The following is a 19,060-nucleotide window of genomic DNA, read 5'->3' as shown; positions in this document are numbered from 1 at the left end:
CCATCGCCGCGCCGCCGGTCACGGCCGCCCCCGCGCCGCCGACTGCGGCCCAGCCGGCGCCGGCGCCGCTCGGCGGCCCGCCGCCGGCCCCTTCCGGCGACCTGCTGGCCCCGCCGCCGCCGCCCGGCTCCGACCTCCTGGCGCCTCGCCGGGACTGAGCCCTTCCGCTATCCTGTCTTTCCTCCACCCCACGGACCTGACGAAAATGACCGAGGAGTTCCACCGCATCCGGCGCCTGCCGCCCTATGTCTTCGCCGAGGTGAACTCGGCCAAGGCCAAGGCCCGCGCAGCCGCCGAGGACATCGTGGACCTCGGCATGGGCAACCCGGACAGCCCGACGCCGCCGCATATCGTGGCCAAGCTGGTGGAGGCGGTGGCCGATCCGCGCACCCATCGCTACAGCGCCTCCAAGGGCATCCCCGGCCTCCGCAAGGCCTTGGCCGGCTATTACGAGCGCCGCTTCAACGTGAAGCTGGACCCGGAGACGGAGGTGGTGGCGACGCTGGGGTCGAAGGAGGGGCTGGCCAACCTCGCCGCCGCCATCACCTCGCCGGGCGACACCATCCTGGTGCCGAACCCCTCCTACCCCATCCACCAGTTCGGCTTCGTGCTGGCCGGTGCCTCCGTGCGCTCCATCCCCTGCACGCCGGACGATGCGATGCTGGAGGCGCTGGACCGCGCCGTGCGGCATTCCGTGCCCAAGCCCACCGCGCTGATCGTGAACTTCCCGTCGAACCCGACGGCGATGCTGGCGGACCTGTATTTCTACAAGAAGATCGTCGATTTCGCGCGCAAGCATGAGATCTTCATCCTCTCGGATCTCGCCTATGCCGAGATCTATTTCGGCAGCGCGGTGCCGCCCTCGATCCTCGAAGTGCCGGGGGCGAAGGACGTGGCGGTGGAGTTCACCTCCATGTCCAAGACCTACAACATGCCCGGCTGGCGCATGGGCTTCGCGGCGGGCAATCCGCGGCTGGTCTCGGCGCTGACCCGGGTGAAGTCCTATCTCGACTACGGCGCCTTCGCGCCGATCCAGATCGCCGCCGCCGCCGCGCTGAACGGGCCGCAGGACTGCGTGGCCGAGATGCGCGACCTGTACCGGGAACGCCGCGACGTGATGGTGAAGGGCCTGGCCTCGGCCGGCTGGGAGGTTCCGGTGCCGGAGGCCTCCATGTTCCTCTGGGCGCCGATCCCGGACCGCTTCAAGCATCTGGGCAGCGTCGATTTCTCGAAGCTGCTGCTGGCCAAGGCGAAGGTCGCGGTCGCGCCGGGCATCGGCTTCGGCGAGCATGGCGATGGCCATGTGCGCATCGCCCTCGTCGAGAACAGCCAGCGCATCCGCCAGGCGATGCGCGGCATAAAGACCTTCCTCGCGGCCGACAATGCGGGCCCGGTCGAGCAGACCGACGCGGCCTGAACTGGATATTGAGAGCATGACCAAGCCGCTTTCCGTCGCGGTCGCCGGCCTCGGCACCGTGGGCGCCGGGGTGCTGACCCTGCTGCGCGACAATGCCGCCACCATTTCCGCCCGCGCCGGGCGGCCGATCGCCGTCACCGCCGTCTCGGCCCGCGACCGCACGCGGGACCGCGGCGTCTCGCTGGCCGGGCTGCGCTGGTACGACGACCCGGTGGCACTCGCCCATGATCCGGGCGTCGATGTGGTGGTGGAGGCGATCGGCGGCACGGAGGGCCAGGCCGCCGATCTGGTGCGGGCCGCGCTGCGCGCCGGCAAGCCGGTGGTCACCGCCAACAAGGCGCTGCTGGCCGTGCACGGCGCGGAGCTGGCGGAGCTCGCCGAGTCGAAGGGCGTGGCGCTGGCCTATGAGGCCGCGGTGGCCGGCGGCATCCCCGCCATCAAGGCGCTGCGGGAGGGGCTGGCGGCCAACGACATCACCCGCGTGCTGGGCATCCTGAACGGCACCTGCAACTACATCCTGACCCAGATGCGCGAGCGCGGCATCGAATTCGCGCAGGCGCTCAGCGAGGCGCAGAAGCTGGGCTATGCCGAGGCCGACCCGGCCTTCGACGTGGACGGCATCGATGCCGCGCACAAGCTGGCGATCCTGGCGGCACTCGCCTTCGGCAGGCCGGTGGATTTCGACGCGGTGCATGTCGAGGGCATCCGCAGCATCTCGGCGCTGGACATCAAGCTGGCGGAGGAGCTGGGCTACCGCATCAAGCTGCTCGGCATCGCGCGGCGCACGGAAGCGGGGATCGAGACGCGGATGCATCCCTGCATGGTGCCGGTGGCGCATCCCATCGCCCGCGTGGATGGCGTCTTCAATGCGGTGGTGGCGGAGGGTGACTTCGTCGGCCGCGTCGTGCTGGAAGGCCGTGGTGCCGGCGCCGGCCCCACGGCGAGCGCCATCTGCGCCGACCTGATCGACCTGGCGCGCGGCCGCACCACGCCGGTCTGGGGGGTTGCGACGCGCGACCTTTCCCATCTGCCCAACCTGCCCATGGCAAAGCGCATCGGCGCCTATTACCTGCGGCTGATGGTGGTGGACCGCCCCGGCGTCATCGCCGACGTCACCGCGGCGCTGCGCGACCACCAGATCAGCCTGGAATCCATGCTGCAGCGCGGCCGCGCGCCGGGGGAGGCGGTACCGGTGGTGGTCACCACGCATGACTGCGAGGAAGGCCAGATGCGCGCCGCCATCGCCCGGATCGAGGCCATGGAGGCGGTGCTGGAGACGCCGGCGCTGATCCGGATCGAGGCGCTGTAGCGCCCCGACCCGCCCCAGGTCACCGAGACGGCACGCGCAAGCCTCTTTTCGCCGCCCGGGGTTCCGGGCAACAAGACCCGCAGAGCCCAGGGCACGCCGCCCAGGCCCCGAGCTGGAGGAATCCACCGTGTCCGAGACCAATGCGCATCTGGAACGCCAGGTGCATGTCGACCGCAACCTGGCCCTTGAACTGGTCCGGGTGACGGAGGCCGCGGGCCTGGCCGCCAGCCGCTGGATGGGCCGCGGCGACAAGAACGCCGCCGATGGCGCCGCCGTGGAAGCCATGCGCCGCGCCTTCGACACCGTCGCCATCTCCGGCACCGTGGTGATCGGCGAGGGCGAGATGGACGAGGCGCCGATGCTCTATATCGGCGAGAAGGTCGGCCTCTATGCCAAGGCCGGTGGCGGGCCCGAGGTCGATATCGCGGTCGATCCGCTGGAAGGCACCACCATCACGGCGAAGGGCGGGCCCAACGCCATGGCCTGCGTGGCGCTGGCCCAGAAGGGCGGCTTCCTGCACGCGCCGGACGTCTACATGGACAAGATCGCGGTCGGCCCCGGCCTGCCTGCCGGCGTGGTCCACCTGGATGCCTCGGTGGAGGAGAACCTGGCGAACCTGGCCAAGGCCAAGGGCCGCAGCATCAACGACCTGGTCGTCTGCCTGCTGGACCGCGACCGGCACAAGGAGATCGTCAAGCGCTGCCGCGCCGCCGGCGCCCGCATCATGATGATCCCGGATGGCGACGTCTCCGGCGTGGTGGCGGTGTCGCAGCTCGACACGGGCGTGGACATCTACCTCGGCAGCGGCGGGGCGCCGGAAGGCGTGCTGGCGGCCGCCGCGCTGCGCTGCATCGGCGGCCAGATGCAGGGGCGCCTGATCTTCGAGAGCGAGGACCAGATCCTGCGCGCCAAGGAGATGGGCATCACCGATGCCAACCGCGTCTATTCCATGGAGGATATGGCGCGCGGCGACGTGATGTTCGCCGCCACCGGCGTCACCACCGGCCCGATGCTGCGCGGCGTGCGCGACTTCGGGAAGGGGGCGATCACCCATTCGATCGTCATGCGCTCGAAGTCCGGCACCGTCCGCTATGTGGAGGGCCACCACAACTTCGCGCTGAAGCCCGCGGCCTTCGCCGGTTGAACGACGCGGCCGCCACGCTTCTGGGTGCGCCGGGCGCGGAGGTGGCGCTGGGCGTGGCGCGCAGCGCGCTCGGGCGGCGCTGGATCTGGCGGCAGGGCGATGCCCGCACCGGCCTCGGCATCGCCCAGCGCCTGGGCCTGCCGGAGCTGGTGGGACGGCTGCTGGCGTCCCGCAATGTGGGGGTGGAAGCGGCGGCCGACTTCCTGGAGCCGACTCTGCGCGCCCTGATGCCCGACCCCTCCACCCTGCGGGACATGGATGCGGCGGCGGCGCGCCTGGCCGATGCGGCGCAGGCCGGCGAACAGGTGGTGGTCTTCGGCGACTATGACGTGGATGGCGCCTGCTCCGGCGCGCTCACCGTCCGCTTCCTGCGCGAGCTCGGCGCGCGGGTGGTGCACTACGTGCCGGACCGGATCGCGGAGGGCTATGGGCCGAATGCCAGGGCCATCGCCAGCCTCTGCGACCGCGGCGCGACGCTGATCGTCACGGTGGATTGCGGCATCGCGGCGGAGGTGGCGCTGGAGGCGGCGCGGGGCCGCGCCGATGTGGTGATCCTGGACCACCACAAGGCGGAAGGCCCGGTGCCGCGGGTGCGGGCGGCGGTGAACCCGAACCGGCTGGACTGCACCAGCGGCCTCGGCATGCTCTGTGCCGCCGGCGTCGCCTTCCTGGCCGCGGTCGCCACGGTGCGGGAGCTGCGCCGGCGCGGCGCCTTTGCCGCGCGGCCGGAACCGAAGCTGCTCGAACTGCTGGACCTGGTGGCGCTGGCCACCGTCTGCGACGTGATGCCGCTGACCGGGCTGAACCGCGCGCTGGTCGCGCAGGGGTTGAAGGTGATGGCCCGCCGCGGCCGGGCGGGCATCGCCGCGCTGCTGGAGGTGGCGCTGGCCAAGGACATGCCCACCGCCCATACGCTGGGCTTCCTGCTCGGCCCGCGCATCAATGCCTCCGGCCGCATCGACGAAAGCGACCTCGGCCTGCGCCTGCTGCTGGAGGATGACCCGCTGGAGGCCCGCGCCATGGCGGAGCGCCTGGATGCGGTGAACAAGCGGCGGCAGGAGGTGGAGGCCGATGTGCTGGCCGCCGCCATGGCCGAGGCCGAACGCCAGGCGCAGCACGGCCATCCCGTGCTGCTGGTGGTGGGGGAGGGCTGGCATCCCGGCGTGGTGGGCATCGTCGCCGGCCGGATGAAGGAGAAATACAACCGCCCGGCCTGCGTCGCCGGCCTGTCCGATGGGCTGGCCAAGGGCTCCGGCCGGTCCGTCTCCGGGGTGGACCTTGGCGCGGCCATCATCGCCGCGCGCCAGGCCGGGCTGCTGCAGACCGGCGGTGGCCATGCCATGGCGGCCGGCTTTTCCTTCCTGGCGGCGCGGGAGGGGGAGTTTCATGCCTTCCTCGATGAGCGGCTGGCCCATGCGGCGGATCTGCCGGGGGCGGCGGACCTGCCGGTGGAGGGGTCGCTCGCCGTCTCCGGCGCCACGGTGGAGGTGGCCAGCCAGATCGCCCGCCTCGCCCCCTTCGGCGCGGGGAATGAGGAGCCGATCTTCGTGCTGTCGCGTGCCCGGGTGGTGCGCGCCGATCGCGTGGGGAAGGAGGGCGGCACGATCCGCGCCTTCCTGGAGGGGGAGGGCGGCAGCGGCCGGCTGAAGGCCATCTGCTTCCGCGCCAAGGAGGGGCCGCTGGCCAGCGCGCTGCTGGGCGGCGGCACGCTGCACCTGGCCGGGCATCTGCGGGCGGAAAGCTGGAATGACAGCGTGACGGCCAGCTTCCATGTGGTGGATGCTGCGGCCATCCCCTGAACCGTCACAGGCCGTAACAGGCCCCGCCCTTGAAGCCGGCGGCCCGGCGGGCAACATGACGGATCATGGAACCGCATCGCCCCCCGCCTGTCATCGACATGACGCCTGACGGGCAGTTCACGCAGCCGCCGACCCCGCCGCGTCCGGGCATGCTGGACCGCATCCTCGCCCGCGTCGGGGGCGTGGCCCTGCTGGTCGCGCTGGTCGCCGGCGGGCTGGTGCTGGCCTCGCTGGCCGTGCTCTTCGTCGGGCTGATCCTGCCGGTGCTGATCGTGGCCGGGCTGATCGGCGCGGGCTCCCTCTGGTGGCGCCTGCGCCGCGCGCGGCAGCAGGGGCGGCCCGTCTTCGTCGTCATGCGGCGCTGAGCCAGCCGCCCTTCCGGATCGATCCGGGAAGGCTCTACGAGGTTTCCCGCAGCGGCGCCGCCTGGACCGAGGGTGACCCGGCCGAGGCCGCGGCCCGGCTGCGCCGCATGCGCTGGCTTTTCGGCATCGGCCTGGCGGTGAATGCCGTCACCTGGACCGCCTCCGGCCTCGCCTTGGTGCTGGGCGGCGCGCGCTGGGGCGCGGGGTTCGGGCTGCTGGCAGTGCTGACCGCGCCCCTGCTGGGACTGCCCGCCCTGGCCGAGGCCGCCAGCCGGCACCGGGCACGGCGCCGGCACCGCAGCCGGTCGCAGGATTTCTCGCGCGGCTGATCAGGCGGCCGCGGGAAGGCTGACGGAGGCCACCGCCTCCGCCAGCAGCCGAAAACTGTCCTGCCGGGCCTGGGGATCGTGGCAGGGGGTCAGCACCGCCACCTCCTCCACACCATGCGCCGCAGCCAGCGCCGCCAGCCGCGCGGCCACCTGTTCCGGCGCGCCGACCAGGGCGCGGGCGCGCATCCGCTCGATCTTGGCAAGCTCCTCCGGCGCGTAGTCGTAGGCCTCGGCCTCCTCGGCGCTGGGCAAAGGCGGGTAGATGCCGCGGTCGCGGGACAGGCGCCAAAGGGCGCGGGACTGGAAGTGCCGGAAGGCCTCGGCCTCGGTCGAGGCGGTCAGGGCATAGACGGCCACCACCCCCTGCGGTCTGTCGAGGCGCCCGGGGACCCCGGGATGCGGCCGGAAGCCCTCGCGGTAGAGGCCCATTGCCTCCTCGCTGCCGCGCCCATCGGTGATGAAGTGGGCAAAGCAATAGGACAGGCCGAAATAGGCGGCGAGCTGGGCGCCGAAATCCGAACTGCCGAGGATCCACACCTCGGGCCGGGTCGGGATGGCCGGGTTGGCGGTGACCATGCGGAAGGGGTGACTCTCGGGCAGCCCGTCGCCCAGCCAGCCCATCAGGTCCTGCACCTGCTGCGGGAAGCGGTCCGCCGCGGCCGCCGCATCCGGGTTCAGCGCATAGGCGGTGCGGCCATCGGAGCCCGGGGCGCGGCCGACGCCGAGGTCGATGCGGCCGGGCGCGATCGCCTCCAGCACCCGGAACTGCTCGGCCACCTTCAGCGCCGAATAATGCGGCAGCATGATGCCGGCGGTGCCGATGCGGATGCGCTGCGTGGTGGCCGCGATGGCGGCCACCAGGATCTCCGGCGCCGTCCCGGCGTGGGAGGCGCTGTTGTGATGCTCCGCCAGCCAGTAGCGGCGATAGCCCCATTGGTCCGCCAGCCGGGCCAGCGCCAGCGTCTCCCGGATCGCCGCATCGGCGCCGCGGCCGGAGGCGATGGTCGATTGATCGAGAATGGACAGCGCAAGCGGCATCGGGGACCCTCCACCCGCAAGGTGGGGCCTGGGGCCCGCCGCGTCGAGGTGGCCGATGACGGACGAGGACTTCATGCGCCAGGCCATCGCCCTGTCGCGCCGCGGCATGGCGGAAGGCGCGGGCGGCCCCTTCGGCGCCGTGGTGGTGCTGGACGGCCGGGTGGTGGCGGAGGGGTGGAACCAGGTCACCTCCACCAACGACCCCACGGCGCATGCCGAGATCGTCGCGCTGCGCCGCGCCTGCGCCGCCCTTGGCCGCTTCGAGCTGCGCGGTGCGACGGTCTTCACCAGCTGCGAGCCCTGCCCGATGTGCCTGGCCGCGCTCTACTGGGCGCGCTGCGACCGGGTGGTCTATGCGAATGACCGGCAGCAGGCGGCGGCGATCGGCTTCGACGATGAATTCCTCTATCGCGAAGTGGCGAAGCCGATCGAGGCGCGAAGCCTGCCCATGCAGCGGCTTCTGGGGGCGGAGGCGCTGGAAGTCTTCGCGGCCTGGACGGAGAAGCCCGACCGCACCCCCTATTGACCGCTGCGCGCGCTTCAGCGGGGCGGCGACGAAAGCGCCTGCCGCGCCGCGAGGTACATGGCATCCAGCAGGGCCAGCAGCGGGTCGCGGCTGAGGATCGGGGCGGAGGCGGGGCGGCTGGCGGACATGGGGGCATTCCCTGGACTGGTTGGAAGCCCAGCCTGGGCCGCAAGACGTACCAAAAACTTAAACTGAACACGTTTTCATGAGGTGCGTCCCGCCGGGTGGCTTACCCCGCCACCCGCCCGAAGATCGCCGTCAGCAGCGCATAGAGCCCCCCGCCGACCAGGAAGCCCACCAGCGTCCCGTTCATCCGCACATATTGCAGGTCGCGCCCGACCCGCAGCTCGATCTTCTCCGTCACCGTCGCCGTGTCCCAATTCCGCACCACGCCGGCGATGAAATCCGAAAGCTGGCTGCGGGCGCGCGGCAGCAGGGCGATCAGGGCGCGCTCGGCGGCCTTGTTCAGCCGCTCCCGCGCCGCCGCATCCTCGGCCAGCATGGTGCCGAGATTGGCCAGCGCGCCCTGCAGCGCCTGCACGGTGCGGCCGTTCGGGTTGCGTGCATCGTCCTCCAGCGCCAGGCGCAGGCGGGTCCAGATATCGCCGAGCCAGGCGGCGACGGCCGGATGGGCCAGCGCCTCCCGCAGCGCGCGGCCGACCGCGGCGGCGCGCTCCGGGTCGGTCTCCAGCCGGGTGATCTCGGCGCGGATCCAGGCCTCGAAGGCGGCGCGCAGGTCGGAATCGCCGGGCTGCACGCGGTCCAGCTCCGCATTCAGGGCGGAGAGCACGCGCCGCGCGATGCCGGCGCCGGCGATCCAGCCCACCAGCGCGCCGCCCTCCGCCCGCACCCTGGCGGCGATGGCGGTCTGCAGCTGATCCTCCTTCGCCACCAGCACGGCCTTGAGCTGGCCGATGGCCAGGTCGAAGACCTCCTGGTGCCGCCCGCCCTCGATCAGCGCGGTCAGCGCCCGGGCCAGCACGCGGGCGGCGCCGGGGCCGCCTGCGATGCGCGGCAGCAGCCGGCCCAGCAGGCGCCGCGCCCGGCCATCCTCCAGGCTGGCCAGGATGCGCGGCAGGGCCTTGGACAGCGCATTGGCGGCCGGCTGCACCGCGGCGGGGTCGGAGAAGAAGTCCCCCAGCACCCGCGCCAGATCCACCTTGGAGAGAACCCGGGCGACTTCGGCTTCCGTGAAGACATGGTTCGCCACGAAGCGGCCGAGCCCGGCGCCGAGCCTTTCCTTCTGCCGCGGGATGATCGCGGTATGCGGGATGGGCAGGCCCAGCGGGTGGCGGAACAGCGCGGTGACCGCGAACCAGTCCGCGATGCCGCCGACCACGCCGGCCTTGGCGGCAGCCTGCAGCAGGTCCGTGGCATAGCTGGGGGGCATCGCATAGCTGCCGAGGAGCAGCCCGCCCATGCCGGCCAGCAGGCCGGTGGCGGCGGCGCGGTGGCGCTTGAGGCCACGGCGCAGCGCGGCCTCCGGGTCCTCGGCGGGGGGAGGAAGGGGGGCGGGGGTGGGGTTGGCGAAAGGCTGGGGTCTGTCCTGCATCGCCTGCGCAGGTAGTCCACCCGAAACCCTTTTCCCAGGCGTGGCTTGAAGGCTATAGGGGGCGCGACGTTATAAGGTAACCATGCGCCAGCGCCTGCCCAGCTTCCTCGCCGCCGATCCGCTCGCCCTCTCCTCGGGGGCCGGGGCGCGAATGCTGCTGGCGCTCGCGGTGCTGGCGGGGCTTTGGGCGGCGGTGATTTGGGCCTTGGCGGCATGAGCGGGCCGCAGGCGGCCCGGCGCGGGCCGGCGGTGGAGATCGCAAACCTCACCGCCACGCATCAGCGGCATCCGGCGGTGCATCACGTCTCCGCGCGCTTCGGCGCGGGGGCGCTGGCGGCGATCGTCGGGCCGAATGGCGCGGGCAAGACCACGCTGCTGCGGGCCATCGCCGGGTTGCACAAGGTGGATGAGGGGTGGGTGACGCTGACCGGCAACCGGCCGCGCGTGGCGCTGCTGCCGCAGCAATCCGGCATGGACCGGGCCTTTCCGATCCTCTGCCTGGATGTGGTGCTGCAGGGGCTGTGGTCGCGCCTGGGTGCCTTTCGTGGCACCAGCGCGGCGGATCGGGACCGGGCGCAGCATGCGCTGGAGGCGGTGGGCCTGGGCGGCTTCGGCCGGCGCCCGGTCGGCGCCATGTCCGCCGGCCAGTTCCAGCGGCTGCTCTTCGCCCGGCTGCTGGTGCAGGATGCCGATCTGATCCTGCTGGACGAGCCCTTCAACGCCGTCGATGCCCGCACCGCCGCGGACCTTCTGGCCGTTCTGCGCCGCTGGCATGGCGAGGGCCGCACCGTGCTGGCCGTGCTGCACGACCTCGACCTGGTCGAGCGCGAATTCCCCGACTGCCTGCTGCTGGCCCGCGAGGCCATCGCCTGCGGCCCGACGGCGGAGGTGCTGACCGCCCGCAACCGCCTGCGCGCCCGGATGATGGCCGAGGCCTGGGACGAGACCGCGCCGGCCTGCGCGGCCTAACGCCGTGGATTGGCTCTTCGGCCCCTTCCTGGAATTCGGCTTCATGCGCCGCGCGCTGGTGGGCTGCCTGGCGCTGGCCGTGGCGGCGCCGCTGCTCGGCGTGTTCCTGATGCTGCGGCGGACCTCGCTGACGGCGGAGGTGCTGGCGCATGGCGTGACGCCCGGCATCGCGGCCGGCTTCCTGATCGCGGGGCTTTCGGTGCCGGCCATGTCCCTGGGCGGGCTGGTGGCGGGGCTGCTGGTGGCGGTGGGCGCCGGGGCGCTGTCCCGCGCCACGGGGGGGCGGGAGGATGCGGCGCTGACGGCGCTGTACCTGATCGCCCTGGCGCTCGGCGTCACGCTGGTCTCGCTGCGCGGGGATACCTCGGACCTGACGCATCTTCTTTTCGGCCAGGTGCTGGGGGTGGACGACCCGGCGCTGCTGCTGATGGCGGGCGTCGCGACGCTGACCCTGCCGCTGCTGGCGCTCGCCTGGCGGCCGCTGGCGCTGGAATGCTTCGACCCGGGCTTCGCCCAGGCCGAGGGGGTGCGCGGCGGGCTGTGGCACGCGCTGTTCCTGGTGCTGGTGGTGCTGAACGTGCTGGCCGCCTTCCAGGCCATGGGCACGCTGATGGCGGTGGGGCTGATGATGCTGCCCGCCGTCGCCTCCCGCCACTGGGCGCGGGAATTGTCGGGCCTGGCCTATGCGGCGGTGGGGCTGGCGGTGCTCTCCGCCGTCTGCGGCCTGCTGGCCAGCTACCACTTGGACCTGCCCTCCGGCCCCGCCATCGTGCTGATGGCGGGCGGGCTGTGGGCCGTCTCCGTCATCGCCGGGCCGGTGGACGGGCTATGGGCGCGCTGGGTGCGGCGGCCGCATCTGGCGGGGTGAGACGTCAGTCCCCGCCCGGCGCATCGCGCAGCAGGTCCTCCCGCTGCTGCCGGAGATAGTCCTGCATCAGCTCCGCGACGGAGGGCGAGGGTCCGTAGCCGTAGCGGTCGCGCACGTCCTGCACCGGGTCATGCAGCCAGCCATAGCCGCCGGTCACGGCGGCCAGATCGGCCTCATCCAGCGGCTGGGGGGCGGAATGGGGATTTTCGGACACGTCGCTTCTCCTGAGATCCGGGCTCAGGATGCGATGTGAGGATTAAGCCTTCGTCTTCTTCCCCGCGAGCCGGTCCAGCACCCCCAGCGCCACCGCGCCGGCCACGAACATGCCGTGGATCGCCAGGCCCCACATCACCGTCCGGTCGTCGTAGCTCGCGACCTCCATGAAGATCTGCAGCAGGTGGATGGAGGAGATGGCGATGAGTGCGGAGGCCAGCTTGATCTTGAGATTGCCGGGATCGACGTTGGCCACCCAGCTCACCCCCTCCGCATCCTCATGCTTGTCCAGCCGGGAGACCAGGCTGTCGTAGGAGGAGATGATGACGGTGACGACCAGCGAGGCAACCAGCGCCGAATCCAGCAGGTGCAGCAGGTCCAGCAGCTGGCGATTGTCGGCGCCGTTCAGCGCATTGCCGGCGAATTTCCACAGCTTGGCCAGGAAGCCCAGCGCATAGATCGCCAGCGCCACGGCCAGGCCGAGCAGGAAGACCGCCAGCAGATGACGGCTGGCGAGGACGGCTTTGTCGATCAAGGCCTGCATGGCACCCTCCGGCTGATGCTGATTTGCCCCGTTACGGGGCCGGAGGGAAGCATGACGATACGCCGCATCGCGGAGGAGCAGCGCCTGTCGGGCGCCGTGGTGGGGGGCGGCCTGGTCTGGCTGGCCGGCCAGGTGGCCGATGACCCGAGCCTGGATGCGGAAGGCCAGACCAGGGACATCCTGGCGCAGATCGACGCGCTGCTGGCCGAGGCCGGCACCGACAAGCGCGCGCTGGTCAGCGTGACCATCGTGCTGGCGGATATCCGCGACGCGCCGGCGATGAACCGCGCCTGGGATGCCTGGCTCGATGCCAGCGCCAAGCCGGCCCGCATGACCATCGAGGCGGCGCTGGTCGATCCGCGCTGGAAGGTTGAGATCACCGGGGTCGCGCTCGCGCCCGCGTGAGGCCCCCTCGACCGGCGGCGCCAGGACGGGCAATTTGCATGCGGCCATGGCGCCGCCCGGGCGTGGCCGCGGCGCCGCCGCAATCCGCAGGCTTAGATGGGCCGACCGAGGAGTATCCATGAATATCCTGCTGACCGGCGGCCTGGGCTTCATCGGCTCCGCCGTCGTCCGCCGCCTGATCGCCACCACCGACCATGTGGTGGTGAATGTCGACAAGGAGACCTATGCGGCGAGCCACGAGGCGCTGGGCGCCGTCCGCGGCCATGCGCGCCATGTGCATCTTAAGCATGACATATGCGACGCCGAGGCGATGGCCGCCACCCTGGCGCAGTGGCAGCCGCAGGTGGTGATGCACCTGGCGGCCGAGAGCCATGTCGATCGCAGCATCGACGGCCCGGCCGAGTTCATCCGCACCAATGTGGTGGGCACCCAGGTGCTGCTGGAGGCGGCGCGGGCCTATTGGGCCGGGCTGGACGCCCCGCGCAAATCCGCCTTCCGCTTCCACCACATCAGCACCGACGAGGTCTTCGGCAGCCTGGAGACGCTGGATGCCAAGCCTTTCGACGAGCACACGCCCTATGATCCGCGCAGCCCCTACAGCGCATCCAAGGCGGCCTCGGACCACCTGGTGCGCGCCTGGCATCACACCTATGGGTTTCCGGCCTTCGTCTCCAATACGACGAACAACTACGGCCCCTGGCAGTTTCCGGAAAAGCTGATCCCGCTGGTCTCGCTGAACGCGCTGGAGGGGCGGCCGCTGCCGGTCTATGGCGACGGCGCCAATATCCGCGACTGGATCCATGTGGAGGACCATGCGGAGGCGCTCTGCCTGGCGGCGCTGGGCGCCGGCCAGCCCGGCGGCACCTATTGCATCGGGCCACGGCAGGAACGCAGCAACCTGGCGGTGGTGAAGACCATCTGCGCCGTGCTGGACCGGCTGCGCCCGGATCCGGTGGGGCCGCGGGAGCGGCTGATCACCTTCGTGAAGGACCGCCCGGGCCACGATTTCCGCTATGCGATGGATCCTTCGGGGGCGGAGAAGGTGCTGGGCTGGACCGCGAAATACGATTTCGAGACCGGGCTGGAGCAGACGCTGCGCTGGTATCTCGATCATGAGGCCTGGTGGCGGCCGATCCGCGCCGCCCGCTATGCCGGGCAGCGGCTGGGCCAGGCTGGTTAGGGATTGAGCCCTCTCCCCCATAAGCGGGGGAGAGGGCTTCACAGGCGACTTGAAGGGACTGGCAAACATGGACGGCTGGCGCGGCAAGCGCGTTTTGGTGACGGGCGGAGCAGGGTTTCTCGGCAGCGGGCTCTGCCATGCCCTGGCGGCCGAAGGCGCCCGCGTCGTCGCTCTCGACGCCATGGAGCCCGAGGGCGGCGCCAATCCGCTGAACCTCGAGGGCAGCAACGTCATGCTGGTGCGCGGCGACATCCGCGACGCGGAGCTGCACAGCCTCTGCAACGGCATCGACGTGCTGTTCAACATGGCCGCCCAGACGAGCCACATGGGCGGCCAGCGCGACCCGGTCTCCGACATCGCGATCAACGCCGTGGCCCAGGTGCGCCTGATCGGCGTGATGCGGGAGGCGGCGCCCAAGGCCACCGTGGTGCATGCCTCCACCCGCCAGTTCTACGGCCGCCCGCAATACCTGCCGGTGGATGAGAAGCACACGGTGAACCCGCCGGATGCCAATGGCGTCTCCAAATGGGCCGGCGAGCAGTACTGGCTGCTGGAGAACCGCGTCCACGGCCGCCCCGTGGTCTCCCTCCGCCTGACCAACTGCTACGGCCCGCGGCTCCGCATCAAGGACGCAAAGCAGACCTTCCTGGGGATCTGGATCCGCCGCGTGCTGGAAGGCGAGCCCTTCGAGGTCTGGGGCGGCGAGCAGTTGCGCGACCTGACCTATCTCGACGACGTCACCGACGCCTTCCTGCGCGCCGGCCTGCAGGCCACCAGGCCCGAGGTGAACGGCAAGGTCTTCAACATCGGCGGCCCGCCGCCACTTTCGCTGCACGAGCTGGCCGAGCGCCTGATCGCGGCCAATGGCGGCCAGGGCAGCTTCGTCACGAAAACCTTCCCGGCCGATCGGGCGCAGATCGACATCGGCAGCTACGCCGCCGACGACCGCGCCTTCCGCGCCGCCACCGGCTGGTGGCCGCGCATCGACGTGGATGAAGGGCTGCGCCGCTCGCTCGAATGGTACCGGCCGCGCCTGGCCGACTACACCGCCTGATCTCCCATTGCAGGGAACGCCACCATGAACGCCCCGCTCCTCACCGTGCCGCAGGCCGACCCCGGCGCCGGCTACCGCGCCCATAAGGCCGAGATCGACGCCGCGGCCCTCCGCGCCCTCGGCTCCGGCTGGTACATCCTCGGCGCCGAAGGCGCCGCCTTCGAGAAGGAATTCGCCGCCTGGCAGGGCGCCGCCCGCGCCGTCGGCTGCGCCAATGGCACCGACGCGCTGATGCTGACGCTGCGCGGCATGGGCATCGGGGCCGGCTGCACCGTGGTCACCGTCTCCCACACCGCGGTCGCCACCGTCGCCGCCATCGAGATGACGGGCGCCACGCCCCTCCTCGTCGACATCGACCCGGACACCTTCACCATGGACGCCGACGAACTGGTCGCCGTCCTGAACGACCCGCCGCCCGGCCTGCCGCCGATCCGCGCCATCATCCCCGTCCACCTCTACGGCCAGGCCTGCGACCTCGACCCCATGCTCGCCGCCTGCCGCGAACACGGCGTGATGGTGATCGAGGACTGCTCCCAGGCGCACGGCGCGACGCTCTCCGGCCGCAAGGTCGGCACCATGGGCGACGCCGCCTGCTTCTCCCTCTACCCCACCAAGAACCTCGGCGCCCTCGGCGACGGCGGCATCCTCTCCACCAACGACGAAGCCCTCGCCGATCGCATCGGCGCCATCCGCCAATACGGATGGAAGGAGCGCTACATCAGCGACAGCATCGGCGTGAACAGCCGGCTCGACGAAATCCAGGCCGCCATCCTGCGCACCCGCCTGCCGCACCTCGACGCCGGCAACGCCCGCCGCGCCGAAATCGCCGCGCGCTACGACGAAGCCCTGGCTAACACCCCCTATACCCCGCCCGCCCGGCGCCCCAACGCCGGCCACGTCTTCCACCAATACGTCCTCCGCGTGCCGAACCGCACCGCCCTCATGGCCCGCCTCCGCGCCGAAGGCGTCGCCACCGCCATCCACTACCCGGCCCCCGTTCACCTCCAGCCCGCCTACCGCGGCCGCACCCCCCTGGGCCCCGCCGGCTGCGCCGAAACCGCCCGCGCCGCCAGCGAAGTCATGAGCCTGCCCATGTTCCCGGAACTGACCGAGGCACAGATCGACCACGTCTGCGGGGTGTTGCGCGGGTTGTGAGGGTGCGCTTGCAGGGGGCGCTGCCCCCTGCACCCCCGCCAAAGGGACAGTGGTCCCTTTGGAAACCCGTTAAGGGGTAGGTGGAGGGAGGGGCAAGACGGGACCGCCCGTCCGGAGCGCCCTCCAGCCCCTCCCTCCACCTACCCCTCATCCCTGGGTTCGAAGGGGCCACTGCCCCTTCGTGGGGGAGCGCGAGGGGGCAAAGCCCTCTCGCAGGCCCGCCCTCCCAATCTGCGCATCACTCGCAAAACGTGCTGGCGTCCGGGGCCTTCGCAGGTGCAGCATCGGGGCATGGAGCAGAGCCCTGGGGCGCTTGTCGCCGAGCCTCGTCTGGATGGTGTGTCACCGGCCGTGGATGCGGTGGGTGAGGCCATTGGTGATTTGCTGGCCCGGTTGCGGGAGGCGCGGCAGGCGGCGGCGACGGATCCTTTCGGGGATCCGGTCTTGCTGATTGCGCTGGCGATCAGTCGGCGGTTGGATGATGGGCGGCTGGATGGGGCCGCGGTGGGCGCCTTGATTGCGCGGCTGTCGGACCAGGCGGCGGCGGAGCGGGCGCGGCGTCTGGCGGGGTATGTCGGGCTGGAGCGGGGGGCGGCGACGCTGGATGTGCTGGCGGCGCGGCTGGTGCGGCCGGATCCGGAGGACAGCCCGGTGCCCTTCGCGGCCTATCGGGAGGTGGTGGAACGGCCGCGTTTCGCGGCGGTGTTCACCGCGCATCCGACCTTCTCCTTGCCGCCCAATACGGGCGCGGCGGTGGCGGCGGCGGCGGGTGGCGGGGCGATGCCGGCGGGCCTGTCGCACCGGCCGGCGGCGCCGACGCTGACCGAGGAATTCGTGCAGGCGGTGGCGGCGATCCAGCGCGGGCGGGATGCGCTGGATGCGCTGAATGGGGCGCTGTTGCGGGCGGCGCGGGGGGTCTGGGGGGATCGGTGGCAGGCGCTGGTGCCGGCGCCGGTGCTGCTGGCCTCCTGGGTCGGCTATGACACGGATGGGCGGACCGATATCGGCTGGTGGGACACCATCGGCTTGCGCCTGACGATGAAGCGGTTGCAGCTGCAGCGCCTGGCGGCGCAATTGGCGCCGCTGGGGGCTTGCGCGGAGGGTCTTTCCGCGCGCGTGGCGATGGCGGAGGCGGCGGTTTCGCGGCAATTGGCGGCGCTGCCGCAGACCCCGGTGCCGGAGGCGGTGCAGCGGTTTGCCGCCGTGCTGATCGGGGAGCGGGAGGCGGCGCTGACCGATCCCGGTCCGCTGGTCGGCCTCTTCCCGGCGGCGCTGGCGGCCGCGCCGGATGAGGCGACGCGGCTGGCCTTGGTGGTGGCGCGGGCGGGGCTGGTCGCGCATGGGCTGGCGCTGGCGCATACCCATACGCGGCTGAATGCCAGCCAGATCCACAATGCGCTGCGCCAGCGGCTGGGGCTGACGGCCAGCCCGGACGACATGGCCAGCCGGCGCGGCCTGTTGGCGCAGGTGAATGCGGCGCTGGGCGAGGTGGAGGCGCAGCCGGTGGATTTCGGCGCGCTGATCGCGGAGCAGGCCTCCGCCGTGCGCCTGATGATGACGGTGGCGCAGATCACCAAGCATGTGGATGCGTCCCAGCCCGTGCGCTTCCTGATCGCGGAGACGGAAAGCGGCTATACGCTGCTCGGCGCGCTCTGGCTGGCCAGGCGCCTGGGCATCGAGCGGCATGTCGAGATCTCCCCGCTGTTCGAGACGGCGGAGGCGCTGGAGCGGGGCGACAAGGTGGTGGAGGAGGCGCTGCGCAGCCCCTTCTTCCGCGACTATCTGCGGGCCCATGGCCGGCTGTGCCTGCAATTCGGCTATTCGGATTCCGGCCGCTATGTCGGGCAGCTGCCGGCGAGCTATCTCGCGGAACGGCTGAAGCTGCGGCTGGCGGACCAGCTGCGCCGGCATGGCCTCTTCGAGATCGAGCTGGTCCTGTTCGACACCCATGGCGAGAGCATCGGCCGCGGCGGGCATCCGGACAGCCTAGCGGATCGGCTGGACTACCTTTCGCCGCCCCAGGCGCGGGCGGCGCTGGCCCGGGCGGGGCTGAAGCTGCGGGAGGAGAGCAGCTTCCAGGGGGGTGACGGCTATCTGCTGTTCGGCACGCCGGCCCTGGCGACGGCGACGATTGCGCGGATCGCGGAACATGCCTTCGCGCCACCGGCGGCAGAGCCCGATCCGATCTACGCCGAGAGCGACTACGGCGCGGATTTCTTCGCGACGATCCGGCGGGAGATGCAGATCCTGGTGGAGGATCCCGGCTATGCGGCGCTGCTCGGCGCCTTCGGGCCGGGGCTGCTGGACCGCACCGGGTCGCGCCCCGCGGCGCGGCAATCCGACATGGGTGGGCCGGCGCGGATCACGCATCCCTCCCAGCTTCGCGCCATTCCGAACAACGCGATCCTGCACCAGATGGGGTGGCTGGCGAATACGCTGCACGGCATGGGCGCGGCGGTCGCCGCCAATCCCGACAGCTTTGCCGATATGCTGGCGCGCAGCCCGCGTTTCGCGCGGGCGGTCGCCATGGCGGCGCGGGCGGCGGCCTGTTCGGATCTCGGCGTGCTGCGGGCGGGGGTGGATACGCTGGACCCCGGCCCCTGGCTCGACCGCGCCGGCGCCACAAGGCGGCCGGGGCGGCGGGAGGAGCTGATGCATGTGGCCGCGGCGCTGGAGCGGCTGGGCCTGTCATCCGACGTGCGGCGGATGTTTCGCCGCCTGCAGGCGGACCACCTGGCGTTGCGTGCCGCCTGGCCGGAGCTGCCGCGCATGCCGGACCGGCTGGTGCTGCTGCATGCGCTGCGCCTCGCGCTGATCCATCGCATCTGGCTGCTGGCGGTGCAGATTCCCGAATTCAGCCCGCGCCATGGCGCGACGCGGGAGGCGCTGATCCGCGGCATCCTGCAGCTGGATGTGGAACGCGCGCTGTCCCTTTTGGCGGAGGTGTTTCCCGCACGGCCCGACCCGGCCAGCAGCCTCGATTTCCATGAGAAGGCGCCGGGCCGCGGCGGGGCTTCCTATGCCGCGGAACATGCGGCGTTGTTCACGCCGATGGCGGCGCTCTTTGCCCAGGTGCGGGAATGTTCGGCGGCGATCGCGCATGAAGTGGGCGCCTTCGGCTGAGGCAGACAAGGAGGGCAATGAATTCGAGCAGTACGAAAGAATACCGCGCTTTGAAGTAACAAATATATCT

At 71.6% G+C, this 19,060-nt stretch carries 19 protein-coding genes; 15 read left to right on the top strand and 4 right to left on the bottom strand.

The window, feature by feature from the left end; translation table 11 throughout:
• Positions 1–205 precede the first annotated feature (205 nt).
• The 6 genes from ACTIF1_RS13755 to ACTIF1_RS13730 all read left to right on the top strand — a co-directional run bounded on the left by ACTIF1_RS13755 (position 206) and on the right by ACTIF1_RS13730 (position 6,363).
• Positions 206–1,417, top strand: coding sequence for an LL-diaminopimelate aminotransferase (locus ACTIF1_RS13755; protein WP_439597006.1), 1,212 nt, complete (start codon positions 206–208; stop codon positions 1,415–1,417).
• 16 nt (positions 1,418–1,433) lie between these two features.
• Positions 1,434–2,726, top strand: coding sequence for a homoserine dehydrogenase (locus ACTIF1_RS13750; protein ID WP_439597005.1), 1,293 nt, complete (start codon positions 1,434–1,436; stop codon positions 2,724–2,726).
• Between the two features lie 127 nt (positions 2,727–2,853).
• Entirely contained in the window at positions 2,854–3,870 is a 1,017-nt protein-coding gene (glpX, locus tag ACTIF1_RS13745; protein WP_439597004.1) for a class II fructose-bisphosphatase, read from the top strand.
• Positions 3,867–5,669: a single-stranded-DNA-specific exonuclease RecJ gene (gene recJ, locus ACTIF1_RS13740; RefSeq protein WP_439597003.1), complete on the top strand. Its 1,803-nt coding sequence runs from the start codon at positions 3,867–3,869 to the stop codon at positions 5,667–5,669. The genes glpX and recJ overlap by 4 nt, the downstream gene beginning before the upstream one ends.
• Positions 5,670–5,734: 65 nt before the next feature.
• Positions 5,735–6,034 carry a hypothetical protein gene (locus tag ACTIF1_RS13735; RefSeq protein WP_439597002.1) on the top strand — a complete coding sequence of 100 codons (300 nt, stop codon included), beginning with the start codon at positions 5,735–5,737 and terminating at the stop codon, positions 6,032–6,034.
• Positions 5,974–6,363, top strand: a complete 390-nt coding sequence (locus ACTIF1_RS13730) for a hypothetical protein (RefSeq protein WP_439597001.1) — start codon at positions 5,974–5,976, stop codon at positions 6,361–6,363. Before ACTIF1_RS13735 ends, ACTIF1_RS13730 begins: the two co-directional genes overlap by 61 nt.
• Here the strand turns inward: ACTIF1_RS13730 and ACTIF1_RS13725 are convergent, their stop codons facing one another.
• Positions 6,364–7,401 carry an LLM class flavin-dependent oxidoreductase gene (locus tag ACTIF1_RS13725; protein WP_439597000.1) on the bottom strand — a complete coding sequence of 346 codons (1,038 nt, stop codon included), beginning with the start codon at positions 7,399–7,401 and terminating at the stop codon, positions 6,364–6,366. It abuts the gene before it with no gap.
• A 55-nt stretch (positions 7,402–7,456) separates the two neighbouring features.
• Between ACTIF1_RS13725 and ACTIF1_RS13720 the strand changes: the two genes are divergently transcribed.
• The gene (locus ACTIF1_RS13720) at positions 7,457–7,927 is read left to right on the top strand and encodes a nucleoside deaminase (protein WP_439596999.1); all 471 of its coding nucleotides are present in this window, start codon (positions 7,457–7,459) and stop codon (positions 7,925–7,927) included.
• 229 nt (positions 7,928–8,156) lie between these two features.
• On the opposite strand, the gene ACTIF1_RS13715 is transcribed toward ACTIF1_RS13720, so the two are convergent.
• Positions 8,157–9,479 carry a DUF445 domain-containing protein gene (locus tag ACTIF1_RS13715; RefSeq protein WP_439596998.1) on the bottom strand — a complete coding sequence of 441 codons (1,323 nt, stop codon included), beginning with the start codon at positions 9,477–9,479 and terminating at the stop codon, positions 8,157–8,159.
• Between the two features lie 82 nt (positions 9,480–9,561).
• Here ACTIF1_RS13715 and ACTIF1_RS13710 point away from each other — a divergent pair, with 82 nt between their 5' ends.
• From ACTIF1_RS13710 to ACTIF1_RS13700, 3 genes are read left to right on the top strand one after another with little or no spacing between them, the layout of a single operon-like run.
• A complete protein-coding gene (locus ACTIF1_RS13710; RefSeq protein WP_439596997.1) occupies positions 9,562–9,696 on the top strand; it encodes a hypothetical protein in 135 nt (44 codons plus the stop codon).
• Entirely contained in the window at positions 9,693–10,448 is a 756-nt protein-coding gene (locus ACTIF1_RS13705; RefSeq protein ID WP_439596996.1) for a metal ABC transporter ATP-binding protein, read from the top strand. The genes ACTIF1_RS13710 and ACTIF1_RS13705 overlap by 4 nt, the downstream gene beginning before the upstream one ends.
• 4 nt (positions 10,449–10,452) lie before the next feature.
• Positions 10,453–11,316, top strand: a complete 864-nt coding sequence (locus ACTIF1_RS13700) for a metal ABC transporter permease (protein ID WP_439596995.1) — start codon at positions 10,453–10,455, stop codon at positions 11,314–11,316.
• A gap of 4 nt (positions 11,317–11,320) precedes the next feature.
• On the opposite strand, the gene ACTIF1_RS13695 is transcribed toward ACTIF1_RS13700, so the two are convergent.
• Entirely contained in the window at positions 11,321–11,530 is a 210-nt protein-coding gene (locus tag ACTIF1_RS13695; protein WP_439596994.1) for a hypothetical protein, read from the bottom strand.
• A gap of 42 nt (positions 11,531–11,572) precedes the next feature.
• Positions 11,573–12,073, bottom strand: a complete 501-nt coding sequence (locus ACTIF1_RS13690) for a YqhA family protein (RefSeq protein WP_439596993.1) — start codon at positions 12,071–12,073, stop codon at positions 11,573–11,575.
• A gap of 51 nt (positions 12,074–12,124) precedes the next feature.
• On the opposite strand from ACTIF1_RS13690, the gene ACTIF1_RS13685 reads away from it, so the two are divergent.
• From ACTIF1_RS13685 to ACTIF1_RS13665, 5 genes are all read left to right on the top strand, one after another.
• The gene (locus tag ACTIF1_RS13685; RefSeq protein WP_439596992.1) at positions 12,125–12,478 is read left to right on the top strand and encodes a RidA family protein; all 354 of its coding nucleotides are present in this window, start codon (positions 12,125–12,127) and stop codon (positions 12,476–12,478) included.
• A 118-nt stretch (positions 12,479–12,596) separates the two neighbouring features.
• Complete coding sequence (rfbB, locus tag ACTIF1_RS13680; protein ID WP_439596991.1) at positions 12,597–13,658, top strand: dTDP-glucose 4,6-dehydratase; 1,062 nt, start codon at positions 12,597–12,599, stop codon at positions 13,656–13,658.
• A gap of 67 nt (positions 13,659–13,725) precedes the next feature.
• Positions 13,726–14,712, top strand: a complete 987-nt coding sequence (locus ACTIF1_RS13675; protein WP_439596990.1) for an NAD-dependent epimerase/dehydratase family protein — start codon at positions 13,726–13,728, stop codon at positions 14,710–14,712.
• Positions 14,713–14,736: 24 nt separating this feature from the next.
• Entirely contained in the window at positions 14,737–15,867 is a 1,131-nt protein-coding gene (locus tag ACTIF1_RS13670; RefSeq protein ID WP_439596989.1) for a DegT/DnrJ/EryC1/StrS family aminotransferase, read from the top strand.
• A 291-nt stretch (positions 15,868–16,158) separates the two neighbouring features.
• Positions 16,159–18,990, top strand: a complete 2,832-nt coding sequence (locus ACTIF1_RS13665) for a phosphoenolpyruvate carboxylase (RefSeq protein ID WP_439596988.1) — start codon at positions 16,159–16,161, stop codon at positions 18,988–18,990.
• Positions 18,991–19,060: the final 70 nt, after the last annotated feature.

The organism is Falsiroseomonas sp. (assembly GCF_051860665.1).
GTDB lineage: Bacteria > Pseudomonadota > Alphaproteobacteria > Acetobacterales > Acetobacteraceae > Falsiroseomonas.
This window is presented reverse-complemented; position numbering and strand designations above follow the sequence as displayed.